Annotated in this window: 9 protein-coding genes and 1 pseudogene; 2 read left to right on the top strand and 8 right to left on the bottom strand. The window is 47.6% G+C overall.

Translation table 11 applies throughout. The features are described from left to right. The first annotated feature begins 48 nt into the window (after window positions 1-48). On the top strand, window positions 49-393 hold the full coding sequence (locus EA26_RS12135; RefSeq protein ID WP_039427782.1) for a HopJ type III effector protein: 345 nt from the start codon (window positions 49-51) through the stop codon (window positions 391-393). Between the two features lie 489 nt (window positions 394-882). On the opposite strand, the gene EA26_RS12130 is transcribed toward EA26_RS12135, so the two are convergent. From EA26_RS12130 to EA26_RS12095, 8 genes are all read right to left on the bottom strand, one after another. Continuing rightward, window positions 883-2,136 (bottom strand): aromatic amino acid transport family protein, encoded by a 1,254-nt coding sequence (locus EA26_RS12130; protein WP_039427780.1) that lies wholly within the window; start codon window positions 2,134-2,136, stop codon window positions 883-885. Window positions 2,137-2,411: 275 nt separating this feature from the next. Beyond that, window positions 2,412-4,622, bottom strand: coding sequence for an EAL domain-containing protein (locus EA26_RS12125; RefSeq protein WP_052079739.1), 2,211 nt, complete (start codon window positions 4,620-4,622; stop codon window positions 2,412-2,414). Between the two features lie 256 nt (window positions 4,623-4,878). After that, window positions 4,879-6,222, bottom strand: a complete 1,344-nt coding sequence (locus tag EA26_RS12120) for a TldD/PmbA family protein (RefSeq protein ID WP_039427778.1) — start codon at window positions 6,220-6,222, stop codon at window positions 4,879-4,881. Then, window positions 6,222-7,607, bottom strand: a complete 1,386-nt coding sequence (locus tag EA26_RS12115) for a TldD/PmbA family protein (RefSeq protein WP_039427777.1) — start codon at window positions 7,605-7,607, stop codon at window positions 6,222-6,224. The genes EA26_RS12120 and EA26_RS12115 overlap by 1 nt, the downstream gene beginning before the upstream one ends. Window positions 7,608-7,860: 253 nt before the next feature. Further along, the gene (glpQ, locus tag EA26_RS12110) at window positions 7,861-8,919 is read right to left on the bottom strand and encodes a glycerophosphodiester phosphodiesterase (protein WP_039427774.1); all 1,059 of its coding nucleotides are present in this window, start codon (window positions 8,917-8,919) and stop codon (window positions 7,861-7,863) included. A 139-nt stretch (window positions 8,920-9,058) separates the two neighbouring features. Continuing rightward, a complete protein-coding gene (glpT, locus tag EA26_RS12105) occupies window positions 9,059-10,423 on the bottom strand; it encodes a glycerol-3-phosphate transporter (RefSeq protein ID WP_039427773.1) in 1,365 nt (454 codons plus the stop codon). A 347-nt stretch (window positions 10,424-10,770) separates the two neighbouring features. After that, on the bottom strand, window positions 10,771-12,186 hold the full coding sequence (locus tag EA26_RS12100) for a leukocidin family pore-forming toxin (RefSeq protein WP_039427771.1): 1,416 nt from the start codon (window positions 12,184-12,186) through the stop codon (window positions 10,771-10,773). A gap of 1 nt (window position 12,187) precedes the next feature. Beyond that, window positions 12,188-12,691, bottom strand: coding sequence for a hypothetical protein (locus EA26_RS12095; RefSeq protein ID WP_039427769.1), 504 nt, complete (start codon window positions 12,689-12,691; stop codon window positions 12,188-12,190). A gap of 59 nt (window positions 12,692-12,750) precedes the next feature. On the opposite strand from EA26_RS12095, the pseudogene EA26_RS12090 reads away from it, so the two are divergent. Next, window positions 12,751-13,878, top strand: a pseudogene (locus tag EA26_RS12090) (ISAs1 family transposase). Window positions 13,879-14,229 lie beyond the last annotated feature (351 nt).

Below are 14,229 nucleotides of genomic sequence, written 5' to 3'. Positions count from 1 at the left end.
GTTAAACAGGAGATAGATGAAACTATTGTTTCAGTAAAAGGAAATCAGATGACACTAAATGCATTGCTCGAAAAACTGCAATCAGCCCCGAATAGCGTTGAGTTTGATCACGTGATTGAGGTAATCGACGCCAACTACCACTTTACTCCAAGCGCATTTCGTAACGGTGAGTGCGAGAACCACGTTGGGCAGAATAATGGATCTTGTAAGATCTTCTCATTTGCTCAGCTACATGGTCTTAGTGTGCCACAAACCTTAGCCTGTTTTGGCCGTTTCTATCGTGAAGATGTGCTGCAGTATCCGGATAATCTCGATCATCAGAATATCCGCAACTTTATGCGTTTTGGTTGGAAGGAAGTGGCGTTTGAAAGCCAAGCATTAAGCGCAAAATAGCGTTTTCATCGCGGGCTTAACCGAGCCGCTTTTTGATCACACTAGGGTAAAAATAAAGCCCCCCTTTGTCTCCGGGAGGCTTTTTTTGATCTTGGGTTTTGAATAAAAACTCAAAACGATCCTCAGGTTAGTTAGTTCTTCTCTTCAATGCAGAGAGATTTTGATATTAATTTATATTAAAAATCAGTTAGATATAAAAAATTATGAGAAATCCATCGCAAATATGACTCTTTGTCATAAAAATTTAATCTTGTTATGGATTGAGAATTGGTGAGGAATTAATCATATTGTCAACATGATGTCGAAAACAATAATAAAGAGGAGATTGGATATGCATCATGAAATGATTCAACCTACACACTTTGGCGTAATCGGCCGTACTTGTCTCTTGTCTCTGATTATTGTTGTCAGCGTCATGAGCCTGATTTAAGTCGGCAATTTTAGTTAAAGCATGTTGAGGGCTCCTTGTGGAGCCCTTTGTGTTTTTGCTTACACCATCGAGAACAAAAGTGCGGATACAGCCAGCAAGCCACTAAGCAGAGTAAACCAAGTACTGAGTTTATGGCGGTATTGACGCAGGGCGTCGATTTTGTAAATCGCGTACACAGGCATGATAAAGAGGATCATGGCGATCACTGGCCCTGATAGGGTTTCCATCATGCCGAGGATACTTGGGTTGATGACAGCCGCAATCCAAATGGAAACAAATAGCAGCACGATGGTGATTTTGTCAGCGCCGTTGTTACTGATGCGCGCATGTTTGGTAATAAGGCCATTGAGACTTTCCCGCGCGCCTAAGAAATGCCCCAAAAACGAGGACGTAATGGCGATGAAGGCAACCAGAGGGCCAAACGTGGCGATAAATGGGTTGTTGGTGGCGTTGGCTAGGTAAGAAAGTACCGAGACATTTTGCGCTTTCGCTTCGGCGAGCTGTTCTGGAGAAAGTGCCAGCGCACAAGAGAAGACAAACAGCAGTACAAAAGCAATCAGCATCACGCTGGTGCGCTTTAGGATCTGTTCAGATTTTTTCTCAGCGTGCTCTGCGTAATGGCGACGCTGCACATTAGCGAAGCTGGAAATCGCCGCAGCGTGGCTAAAAGAGAACACTACAACGGGTACGGCAAGCCATACAGTTTGCATGAAATCAACGCCACTCGGTATCGTCAATAATGGCAACTGCCAATCTGGGATCAAATAGAAAGACAAAAATGCCAGAATGGCGGCCAGCGGATAAACCATTACCGCAAAGGCTTTGAGCATCAGCTTTTCTCCGCCGAGCATGATGGCGATTAAGCTCGCTACCAATACGCCGGAGAGTAGCACGCGTGGCAATGAAGCCATGCCCGCTTGGTTGACCATAAAACTATCGACCGTGTTGGTAATGCCAACGCCATAGATGAGCAGGATAGGGAAAATAGACAAAAAGTAGAGCAGTGAAATCAAACGGCCGGCTTGGCTGCCAAAGTGTTCTTCCACCACGTCGGTGAAGTCCGCGTTGCGCTGTTGAGAAGAAAGGACAAAGCGTGCTAATCCTCGGTGGCCAAGAAAGGTCATAGGAAATGCGACCAGTGCCATCAGCATCAGTGGCCAGAAACCGCCCATACCTAAGTTGATTGGCAGAAACAAAATGCCCGCCCCTACCGCGGTGCCGAATAGGCTCAGTACCCAATGGGTATCGTGTTTAGACCAAGTGCCAGTTTGTGCCTGATCACTAAAATTTAACGTTTCTCGAGATTCTTCCACTTTGATACTGCCTTTGTGAAAATAATAATTTTGCGAATGTTATACATTTTAGTTTGATATATCACATGGCCAAGCTAGCGATATCTGCTGCAGATCGGCAGATTATGTAAATTATCTGCTTGCTATTTTTTCGGCAAAATAGAGATAATAACTGAATGTGTGATATTAACTGGTTTAATATTGCAAATATTTGTTATTTTTTGGATGTTGGTGTTGTATTCAAAGTGACGAAAAAGCCAACACATTTGAGCGGTTGGGCGGGAAAATGGGTTGCTTTAGATGGTTCTGCCTGTTTGACAACGTTTTAAATGGCTCAGCAGTGGCAGCGGTTTGGCAATGCCAAAACCTTGCGCGTAGTCGATCCCTAAATCACACAAAATGTCGGCGTGTTGCTCAGATTCGACAAACTCAGCGACCGTGGTCAAGTTCATGGTTTTGGCGACCTGACTGATCGCTTGGACGATGGTTTTGTCCCTATCACTGTGGGTAATTTCTTGTACAAACGAACCGTCAATCTTGATGATGTCCAAAGGCAAACGGCGCAAATAATCAAAGCTGGCGTAACCGGTGCCAAAGTCATCCAGTGCAATAGTGCAACCGATTTTACGCAACTGCTCAATGGCAAGAATCGCTTGTGCTTCATCGCGTAATGCATCCGATTCGGTGATCTCAAAGCAGATTTTGTCCAGCGGCACACCGTATTGCTGAGCTAAGGAAACGACCTCCTTGACTAAGCTATCATCACTGAGCGCTTTGGCGGTGAGATTAATTGAGCAGCGGCCGATACTCTGCCAGTTATCGACAAATCGACTCAGGCTGATAAAAGTGTGGCTGACAACCCATTTGTCGAGTTCCACTTCCAAACCAAACTCGTTGATGAGCGGGAAAAACTCCGCTGGCGACATCATCGCCTGACCGTCAACTTTAAGCCGTAGTAGTACCTCGAAGTACTCTTCTTTTAAGCGTCCGTGTAGGTTGCGATAGGGTTGGCAATAAAGTTCAAACTGATTATTTTTAAAACAATTTTGAATGAAGTTGAGCTTTTCTAATTCGGAATATGGTGTGGTGTGCTGGTTAAGCCATTTGATGTCCGTTTGCGCATCACTGTACTGTTCACACAGTGATGAGACCAAGCTTTCCAGATCCTGATCGTACTTTAGGTCAGTGCAATGAATCGTCCGTTTGACTAGGCTAATCGAGGTGTCTTGAAAGTAAAAATGGAACTGCTCAAGCAGACGGATCAGGCTCTTTAGCTCGGAGTTGAGATAAGGTAGACGTGGCACGTAGCAAACCAAGCCTTCAGAAAAAGGTGGCAGGTAGCAGCGTTTAATGTACTGCGTTTTCTCGTTGAGGTAGTGGCTCAGTTGTTTGATCAGTTGCGCACGGCCTCGATGCCCCAAACTGCTCAGCTTGGAAACGGTCGGGGTTAGATTGATAAAAATGAGCACCACGTGGCCACTTTGTTCGATATCTTCACGCATCTGCGCGAGATTAAACAGCCCAGTATAAGGGTCTATCCGCTCGCGCACGATCGCTTCGCGGGTGGTGAGGTAGTTTTTGATCGAGTGCGCACCAAGCATAAACATCAATGCGGTCATGACAAACAAAACCAGCAAAATACCGTAGAAGTGACGTTCAGAGAGGATGCCTTGATTGAGGCGACTCACGCCGTCTTCGATCGTCAGTAGCAAGACAAAAGTTGCAAACAGCACTGGCCGAACAAGGCCATACTTGCCAATGCCGACACCCACCAGGCAGATCAACAGCAGCGACATGGTGTCGCGATAGAGCGAGCTTTCACCAAACAGGATGAAGACACAGACCAGAACGCAGATGGTGAACCACAAGCGGTAGTGATAGCTGGTGAGGCTGTCTTCATGCATCGCTTTATCGAGTTGGATGTAAGGCGCCTTACTTCCCTCGGCGAGATAATGGATCACCAGCGTAAACAAGGGCGTTAATACCAACTGTGTCAATGCGCCGCTGAGCACGGAATAAAATAGAAACTGAATATCAAACTGCGCTGCCGCGCCAAAATAGTCACTGATGCTGATCAAAAGCAGACTATTGGCGATGGGGTAAGCGAGCCCTAACACAAGAATGTAATAGACCAGTCTTAACGGAAAGTTATGTGCATCAAAACTTTGGATAATTCGCTGATAAATGGTGGAAAACAGCAGCGGAATTGCAGGCAAAGCAGTTGAGAAAAGTAATGCAATCACGAACGCTCGATGAGAAAAATAGCTGTAGTAAAACAGCAATCCGGAGACCACACCGGGAATCACGCGCCATGAATATTTGAGGAAAATCGCCATGATTAAGGCGGCGGTGAAGGAGAGCACATGGACCCGATCAGCTTGCATCACATAAAAATTGGATAAAAAGAAACTGCACTGAATAGCAACAAACACCAAGATTTGGCAAAGCAGAAAACGACTGTTCTGCGTAATATCCTTGGCGAAAAACGATCTCAGTGACGACAACATGTAAGTTCCTGAAAGTGTGCACAGCGGTGGGCGATGCCGCCGAACCTTGCTTATCACTCGTTTGATTGTAGTGGCGAATGGCACACTGTTTGCGGCGCATTGTACAAAAAGTTGTGAGAATGACCAAAGCAATGTTGATGATTTCAACAACACTGTCACGAAAGTTGTCAAAGAAAAGGGCCGATTTGGCTAGGCGCACAAGGGAGAGCGGTGTATGAAGGAAAAAAGGAGGGCATTCGCCCTCCAAGCAATGATTTTATTTCCCACCAATGCTTAAACGAGCAAAGCGAATCTTTGGCGAGTAGAAGCTGTATGAATCGTTGGCTTCGACCAAGGAACCAACGGCCTCGATCTCTTTCAGCATTTGATAGAAATTCCCCGCCACAGTAATGCCGCGCACTGGTTGGACTCGTTTGCCATCGCGACACAGAAATCCGCTCGCGCCAAAGGAAAAGTCGCCACTGATAAAATCTGCGCCAGAATGAGCGCCTTGTAAGTCGACCAGTTCTAAGTATTCGCCCGCAGTCACTTCTGCAAAGCTGCTGTTGCCCGAGCCAATCACCGTGTGATGAGCCGAAACGTCTAAGCTGTCTTTCGGTCCACGAGAGGCATGGCCTGTATTAGCGACGCCAAAGTAGGCGGCGGTGTAACTGTTGTGCAGCAAAGAATGGAGTTCGCCTGCGCCAACAATGACCAGATCTTGCGCCGCAGTGCCTTCGCTATCAAAACGGTGGATACGAAAACCCCCTTCAACGTAAGCCTGGCTGGAAACCGTTAGCAGAGGGCTGGCAATGGCCGCGCCGATTTTATCGCGCAGTGGATTGAATCCTTTCATCGCACTGGACGCTGAGAAACAGGCAGAAAAGGCACCAAACAGCTCACTTAAGGTGTCAATGGTGAACAGTACGGAGTAGTTGCCCGTTTTGACTGGCGCACCATCGAGCAGATCACGCGCCTGCTCATAGCCTGCATCAATGCAATACTCAGGATCGAGATCGATGTAACGTCGACCCAAACTCATAGCGCCAGCCATCGACTGTTTACCGTCTTTTTCAAACAGGGTATAGGCGTAAGCGGAATGGTAACGTTCCGTTTGCTGACATAAACTGCCTTGAGTATTGGCAATCAGTACTTGGCTGGTTACATCACTGTAGCCGTTGTAGGGTGAGCTGCTGGCATGCGGGCGGCTGACCACGCCTTGTTCCAATCTCAGACTTAGGGCAATTTTGTCATCGACAGTGGCATCACAAGCTTGATTGAGTTCTGGGTAGTCGGCAGTCAGTTGGCTATCGATGACACTGATCTTTTGCTTAGGGTCAACTTTCGCGTACTTGGCGCTTTCTAACGCGTTATTAAGCATGAGATCTAAGCTCTCTGTGGCCAGCGATTCAGAGTAGCTGGTGGCGACGCGATCGTTTTTCACAACGCGAACACCAATCACTTGAGAAGTGCTGACTTTGTACTCATCCAGCTGGCCTTTACTGGCTTTGAGCGAGAAGTTATCACTGGTTTGCGCTACGATGTCGGCTTGCGCACCCTTTGCTTTGGCTTGAGTGAGCAGATGATCAATCGCCGTGAGCAGGTGTTGTTTTTGGTCCATTAGTTGCCCCCTCCAACCAGAATATTGTCTACTTTTAATGACGGTTGCCCCACGGTCGTTGGCACAGAGCCGCTGACAGAGCCACACATCCCCGGTGCCAGCGCCATATCTTTGCCAACCATGCTGATCTCTTTCAGCACTTTTGGCCCGGTGCTGATCAGCGTTGCGGTTTTCAGTGGCTTAGTGATCTTGCCGTTTTCAATCAGGTAGGCTTCACGAACGGCAAAGTTAAATTCGCCCGTGCCAGGCTGAACGGAGCCTCCGCCCATTTTTTTGGCGTAGATGCCTTTCTCGATGCTGGAAATCATCTCCTCGAGCGAGCTGTTACCTGCTTCAATGAAGGTATTTCGCATGCGAGAGGTTGGTGCGAACTTGTAATTTTGTCGACGTCCTGAACCGGTGCGCGCGTAACCCGTTTTCATTCCGCCCATCTTATCAACCATAAAACTGGTCAGTTTGCCATCTTTGATCAGCTGAGTACGCTGTGTTTCCATACCCTCGTCGTCGATGTGAATAGAGCCCCATTCGTTTGTCATGGTGCCATCGTCCACCGCGTTCACCACCGGATGCGCGATCATCTCGCCCATTTTGTCGTGAAATACCGAGGCTTTTTTTGCCACTGAGGTGGTCTCAAGCAAGTGACCACACGCTTCGTGGAAAATAACGCCACCAAAACCGTTGCCAATGACCACAGGCATCTCACCGGAAGGGCAGGCATCGGCGTTGAGTTTTACCAGTGCTTGGGCGGCGATGTCGCAACCGAGCGCTTTGGCGTCCAACTGCTGACTGTACTCCCAGCCTGCCAGCGCACCGGGACCGTCCATCCCTGTACTTTGCTCACTACCATCTTGGGCAACCGCATTACCTGCTACGCGAACATAGTGGCGAGTGTCGGCAATGTGCAGCCCTTCAGAGTTGAAGATTTCAACCTGCTGTTCCCGTTGCAGCACACTACCGATAAACTGAACGATTTTTTCGCTCTGGGCACGAGCGGCGAGATCCACTTGGCACAAAAAGGCGATTTTGGACTCTAAGTTCGGATCGCGCTTGAGCGGCATAGTGCAGCCGTGCTGCATGGGGTAGCGAGTAAGGTTGAGTGCGCCAGCGTGGGCGATTTGTTCACGTTTATCTTTGGCTGCGAGCAAGCTGGTTACGCGTTTTAGCTCTGTTTCCTCTGTGCTGTTGGTGTAGCCGTAAAGCACTTTGTGGCCAAAGAACAGGCGGATACCGATACCAAAATCGATACCAGAGTTGATTTTGTCCACTTCTTTGGACGTTAGGGAAACAGAACTGGTTTGATGATGTTCTACAAACAGCTCAGCGAAGTCGGCTCCAAGAAACAGAGCATGATCAATGACCGCTTTAGCGGTGACAGCGTTAAGCATGAAATCTCCTTGAGAAATTGTCCTAGGCTTCTTTCAAAAACAGCGCGCAGCCTTTTTGAAGTTAGGCGTTATGTTAACATTTTATTAAAGATTTTTTATTCTAAAGCTGGAGAAGTAGATCTTGAAAATGGGCGATCTTACGCGGTATTGCAGCGAAAAGTAAGGGAAATAATCGGATTTTAGTTAAGGCTAATGGAAGAGGAGGCCGTCAATTCGGCCTCCAAAAATGGGAATGATTGAAATTGGATGGAGTTTATTTTTGCTCGGACAAAAAGTGCACCGCTTTGTCTGGGAAGTCGGTAAATAGACCGTCTACTTTGACCTTGTTATAGAAAACGTCCAGCATGCCAGCAAAATTTTCTGCGTATGGCGCAATACGTCCAGGGTCTGCGCGGAACGTGTAAGGGTGAACCGCAAGCCCAGCTTGTTTAGCCTCTTGCATGAGCGGTAAAACAATCAGATTGTCTTTGGTTGATTTGTCATCCACGAGCATCGGTTTCCAAGGGCCAATCCCTTCTGCGTAGGTTGCCACTTTTTTCATTGCTCCGGGCTTAAAGAACCAGTCGTAATCGTAGGGTGTTGCAGTGTTACCTTGGTACACCATGGTTTCGTTCCAATCGGTGTAGGCAAGAAGCTGCACCAGTTTCAGATCCATTCCCATTGCTGGCATCAGTTCATCATTAATGCGTTTAAGCTCAATCGGGTCGAAACATTGCAGGTAGACTTTGCTCTCTTGGTTGGTGTAGCCGTATTGCTTTAACACTTTCAATACTGCAGTACTGATATCTTTACCTTCATGGCGATGGAACCAAGGTGCTTTGATCTCTGGGTAGATGCCGATATCGTAACCTAACGTTTTGTTAAGCCCTTGGATCAGTTCAATCTCTTCTTGCAGGGTGGGGACGGTGAAATCGCCTTTCCACATTGGGAAACGGTTCGGGAATCCTGCCACCTTATTGCCTTTGTCATCGATGTTGAAACCTTCGGTGACTCGCAGCGATTTGATCTCAGCTAAAGTAAAGTCGATGGCGTAGTAGCGTTTATCCGCACGGGCACGATCTGGGAACTTATCCGCGACGTCCGTCACGCGATCAAGATAATGGTCATGCAGCACAACCAACTGATCATCTTTGGTCATCACCACATCTTGCTCGATATAATCTGGTTTCATGGCGTAAGCCAACGCTTTGGCTTCCAGCGTATGCTCTGGCAAATAACCAGAAGCGCCGCGGTGTGCAATCACCAAAGGTTTCGCGGTCACACTGCCAGCCGCCAAGGCGGCGAGAGCGAAATAGAGAGGAGAGAGCTTCATGGAATTTTCCTTGTGTTTGTTTTCACTAAATTTTCGAAGGAGTATCCTGACGTTCGAAAATGTAACTATGATGACACTTTCGCGCAGAAAATAGCCCGTTAGCTTACGGAAGTAAAAAAACGGGCTTGAGGACGTTTAATTAAGCAACAGCTTCTTTCTGTTTGTTCTTCGCTTCGTGATGAGCGCGTTCGCCCAGCAATGCGTAAGTCAAACAGACAATTGATGTGATACAAGAGCCGATCAAGATGATAAAGCCACCATCCCAGCCAAAGTGGTCAACGGTGTAACCCAGTACCGCGTTTGCCGCTACAGCACCACCCAAGTAGCCAAACAGACCCGTTAGACCTGCAGCAGTACCAGCGGCTTTTTTCGGCGCAAGTTCGAGGGCGTATAGACCAATAAGCATCACAGGGCCGTAGATGAGGAAGCCGATAGCCACCAGCGCCGCCATGTCCACACCAGGGTTGCCTGCTGGGTTAAACCAGTAAACTAGTACCGCAAGCGTTACCAACACCATAAACAGAATGCCCGCTGGCGCACGACGGCCTTTGAACAGTTTGTCTGAGATCCAGCCACACAGCAGGGTACCCGGAATACCCGCCCACTCGTAGAGGAAGTAAGCCCAAGACGATTTGTCAACCGTGAATTCTTTAGCTTCTCTCAGGTATACCGGAGCCCAGTCGAGAACGCCGTAGCGGATCAAGTAAACGAAGGCGTTCGCAATTGCGATAGACCAAAGCAGTTTGTTGTTAAACACGTACTTAAAGAAGATCTCTTTGGCCGTCATCTCTTTTTCATGCGAGGTGTCGTAATCATCTGGGTAGTCGTTTTTGTACTCTTCAATCGGTGGCAGACCACAAGATTGAGGCGTATCGCGCATGGTGATCCAAATAAATACCGCAACTAGTAGAGCGAAGAAAGCGGGCACGTAGAAAGCGGTGCGCCAGTCGTCATTGAACATCCACAAACCGAAGAGGAAGATAGGACCTATCAAACCACCACCCACGTTGTGCGCCACGTTCCACACTGACACAATTTCGCCCCGCTCTTTGCGAGACCACCAGTGCACCATGGTTCGGCCACAGGCAGGCCATCCCATACCTTGGAACCAGCCATTCAAAAACAGCAAGATAAACATGGCGGTAATGCTGCCGGTTGCCCAAGGCATAAAGCCAAAGCAGAACATGACTAGGGCCGACATCACCAAGCCTGCGCTGAGGAAGTAGCGCGGATCAGAACGGTCGGAAACACTGCCCATTAAGAATTTAGATAAACCGTAAGCGATGGATACCGCTGCCAGAGCGACACCGAGATCGCCGCGGCTAAAGCCTTGTTCAATCAGATATGGCATCGCCAGACTGAAGTTCTTACGTACCAGATAGTAGCCAGCATAGCCAACGAAAATGCCGATAAACAACTGCCAGCGCAGGCGGGAGTACGCACCATCAATTTTCTCGCCGGGCAGGCGATTGATATGTGCTTTGGGTTTGAATATACCAAACATGGTAAGCCTCTTTACTTTGTGTTTTGCGATGGTATAGAAACGGCCCCGAACAAAAGAATGTTGAGTAGAGAGCGGGTGGTTTCTTCTAAAGTGCGAACGAGCAAAATGTTTCGTTCGAAATCGGTCTGATTTTCGTATTGATTGACAAAGTTTTCTGTGAGAAATGTTACATTTCAATTAATAATATTAATAAAACAAGATATTAAGTTGCAAATATGGATGATGTCTCTCATTTTCAACGTGTTACGAAATGGCGTTTTGGAACTTTTGTGATTGGTTTTTGAGCAAACGAGTGTTCGCTGGTTAGAAGTAAAGCGCTCCCACTGAATGCGAGAGCGCTAGGCTGCTTAAAGTTTGATCTGTTGCAGAGTGGGTTTCCAGCGTGCATGCGTTGCTGAGGATTCAGGGCTGACGCCGACAGTTTGGCCGCTGATGATATCTAGTACGTAGCGAGTGTCGCTGCCATCGACATAACGGCTGATCAGCTTATCGCCTTCCCAGAACCATTTCTGAGCAAGGTTTGCGCCACACTGCTCAACGGTGAGGCGTTGGTCATTATCAACAGTCAGGCAGCGATCTGGCGCAACACGGCTGCGGTAGCGCTCTTCTTTGTCAAGGCCCCAAACTTGGTTCCAGTTGCCGTGACAGCTCCAACCGTTGACCTCGCCACCGATGGCTTTTTGATCGCCATCTTTACCATACACATCGAGACACAAATCGTTATTGCTCAAAGATTGCAAGGTGACGTGCGCTTCGGCTTCAAACAACGGATGATTCCAGTCTACACGGACTCGCTGTTTAACGGTTGTACTGTTTGAAGAGTACCCCGCAGGGCCATAAACAGAGAACAGCGCCGAAGGTACCACAGTACCAAAACGAGCACGGTAGTTAAGTTTTACCCCAATCTCAAAGTCTGTGGTGCCACTTTCACTGACAGGCGTCTCGTAAAGTACGTCATAGCTGGGTTTAAAGTTAGCGTAGGAGATCGGATTGAACTTGGTTTTGTCAAACACCCAGCCGCTACCCCAGTGAGCTGCGGTGAAATAGCAACCCAACTCCTGACGGCGCAGTTCATCACACTCACCGAACTCGCGTTCAAAGGAGATATCGAAATCGCTTAGCGAAGAACGGTTGTTGATGCGGTAGTCTTTTGTGTCAAACACTAAGGTTTTCGAGTAGTTATAAGTGAACGAACCGCTGACTTCCCCCCCAACTTTGGGGCCGTCTTTATTGACCTCGGCCCCCACTTTACCATTCACGCCAATCGAGTAGCCATGCGTGTCGCGGTGCTGGTAGTTTTTGTTCTCATTTTGTGGGAAATCACGTGCTTTTTTCGGTGTGTAGCCAGAAACCGGCTTAACCCACAAATCATAGCTGCTGGCAAACGGACCAATATAGGTGCGGCGGTTCGCCCAGCTTTGGAACCAGCTATGTTCTTGTTGCAGCTCGTTCACAAGGTGGATGCCCGTGCCGGGCTTATCAGCATCAACGGTAAAGCGGACAATTTTTGCATCTGGGGTAAAGCCTGCGGCAGTGGCTGACTGTACCGAGCGCATTTGTGCGACGTTAACGCGAACATCAATTGATGCACCTGCATTACACCAATCGCGGGTATTATCAAAATCGCCAGACGTATGCAGGTTACATTTGATTTTCGAGCTGGTGATGTAAATCGGCTTTTCGACAATCGGTACATATTCTTGTGCACTGGCGTTCATCGCCGCGGCGAGTAAAGAAAACGTAAATACAACTTGTGTTTTCATCTTAGTTGCCTCCGAAGCCAAAACGGTCAAGTGCATGTTGCAGAGACTGAGTGATACTCTCCAGTTCTGCGGTAGGGTTATTGAGCGAGTTACCATTTTCATCGGTCACATCGCTGACAATCGCATTGACTAAGGCATCCCCTTGATAGGTGCCAGTCACGACCACTGGAGCAGAAATGCCCAGTCCGGTGAGCTTTTGGCTGAGTGAGAACTGCGCTTCTTCGCCAGCAATTGCAGTGAGATCGAGCACAACCGTATCACCATTAGCGATGTGTTGTTGAGCAAGGTTGAGCTCATCTTCAGAAGCGCTGCCTGCGTTGACGTAAAGCAAATCTTGCTGAGATAAATGACCACTGTAGAGCGTCACAGGTTGGCGATAGCTTTGTGCGATAGCCTGAGAGATTTCACTTTCACTGCCCAAAATTTGGACATCTGCGAAAGCCTGTGCAGCAAACAAGCTTGAAAGAAGCAGGGCAAGATCATGAACATTTCTTGTACAACGCAAGGTTAAATTTGACCTGAAGCACGGTCTGTGATCTTATGCTCTTCTTTTGGGGAGCGACCATGAATATTAATACCATCAAAGCGCATTTCAGTATCATCCGTGACAAACGGCAAAGTGCAAAAGTTGATTATCCTCTGTTTGATATTTTGTTTGGGTCTATCTGTGCCGTGATAGCCGGAGGTCAAGGCTGGACTGACATTCGTGAATATGTTCTTGGCCACCATGAGTGGTTTCTTAAACAGGGACTGTTTGAAAACGGTGTGCCTGTCGACGATACCTTTGCTCGTTTGATTGCAAATATTGATCCTGCCGAGTTTCGCGACTGCTTCCTGGGTTGGATGAATGCGGTACATACCATGACGTTTGGTGAGGTGGTTGCCATTGATGGCAAGACTTTGCGCGGCTCCTACGATAGAGACGACAGGAAAAGCACCATCCATATGGTGAGCGCCTATGCAAGTGCCAACCAACTGGTATTGGGCCAACTCAAAACTGACGATAAGAGCAATGAAATTACCGCGATTCCAGAGCTTATTAAGATGCTCGACTTGCGAGGAGCTATCGTGACGATTGATGCGATGGCCTGCCAGACCAAGATTGCCAAGGCGATCACTAGCAAGGGCGGTGATTACTTGTTGGCAGTAAAGGGGAATCAAGGCAAGTTGTCGGCAGCCATACAGACAGCCTTCGCCCCACACCGCCGTGCCCCGATTGACAAAACCACCTATCAAATCGAGAAATAAAAAGGCCGCGTTGAAGCACGTACTTGCCATGTACTCAAGGCTAGTGAGTTAGAGGGTGACTTCTCAACGTGGAGCGGACTCGCCAGTATTGTCATGGTTGAAAATTACCGAGTTGCCAAAGGTAAAGCGCCAAAGCTGGAGTACCGCTACTACATAAGTTCAGCAGACCTGACCGCGGAGCAGGCAGGAAATGCCATTCGAGCCCACTGGGGCATAGAGTCAATGCACTGGATTTTAGATGTGAGCATGCGAGAAGATGCTTGTCAGATTTACCGACAAAACGCGGCTGAAAATTTGGCAGGTTTAAGACACATGGCGCTTAACATGCTAAGAGCTGAGCCAAGCAAAATTAGTGTGCCAATGAAGCAGAAACGTTGCATGATGAACCCCGGCTTCTTGGAGCAAGTCTTAGTCGCTGGATTTAAGTCAATGACTAAATTCTAACCACTCATGCGGACGCCCTGTTGAAAGAAGGAGTATTCTTCCTGCTATTTTATTGTTGTTTTTTCGCATAGTTTCCTCATTACGAGTTGGTTTTATTATATTAAACTACCGATCACGAAATAATGTTAATAATCGTAAGGGTATTGATCCTCATCCTTGAATGTTGAAGCGTTCTTATTCCATCAAGCGACTAATTTGTAACCGCTATGAATATTGATGAAAAGGCAATAAATTCTTATTCTGGCTGATATTCACAAAAATAAATATTGTAAATTTTTATGATTGACAAATATTGGTTGATGTAATAATGATCTAGAAACTCTTTTTGTTCATTATATGTTTTAATTTAAG

This window comes from Vibrio navarrensis (genome assembly GCF_000764325.1).
GTDB lineage: Bacteria > Pseudomonadota > Gammaproteobacteria > Enterobacterales > Vibrionaceae > Vibrio > Vibrio navarrensis.
Note: the sequence above shows the minus strand (reverse complement) of the source record. Positions and strands in the feature narration are given on the sequence as shown.

Excerpts from the sequence above, each read along its gene's own strand:
- EA26_RS12135 (WP_039427782.1), top strand. The coding sequence starts at position 49 with ATGACACTAAATGCATTGCTCGAAAAACTGCAATCAGCCCCGAATAGC.
- EA26_RS12125 (WP_052079739.1), bottom strand. The coding sequence starts at position 4,622 with ATGTTGTCGTCACTGAGATCGTTTTTCGCCAAGGATATTACGCAGAAC.
- EA26_RS12120 (WP_039427778.1), bottom strand. The coding sequence starts at position 6,222 with ATGGACCAAAAACAACACCTGCTCACGGCGATTGATCATCTGCTCACT.
- EA26_RS12115 (WP_039427777.1), bottom strand. The coding sequence starts at position 7,607 with ATGCTTAACGCTGTCACCGCTAAAGCGGTCATTGATCATGCTCTGTTT.
- glpQ (WP_039427774.1), bottom strand. The coding sequence starts at position 8,919 with ATGAAGCTCTCTCCTCTCTATTTCGCTCTCGCCGCCTTGGCGGCTGGC.
- glpT (WP_039427773.1), bottom strand. The coding sequence starts at position 10,423 with ATGTTTGGTATATTCAAACCCAAAGCACATATCAATCGCCTGCCCGGC.
- EA26_RS12100 (WP_039427771.1), bottom strand. The coding sequence starts at position 12,186 with ATGAAAACACAAGTTGTATTTACGTTTTCTTTACTCGCCGCGGCGATG.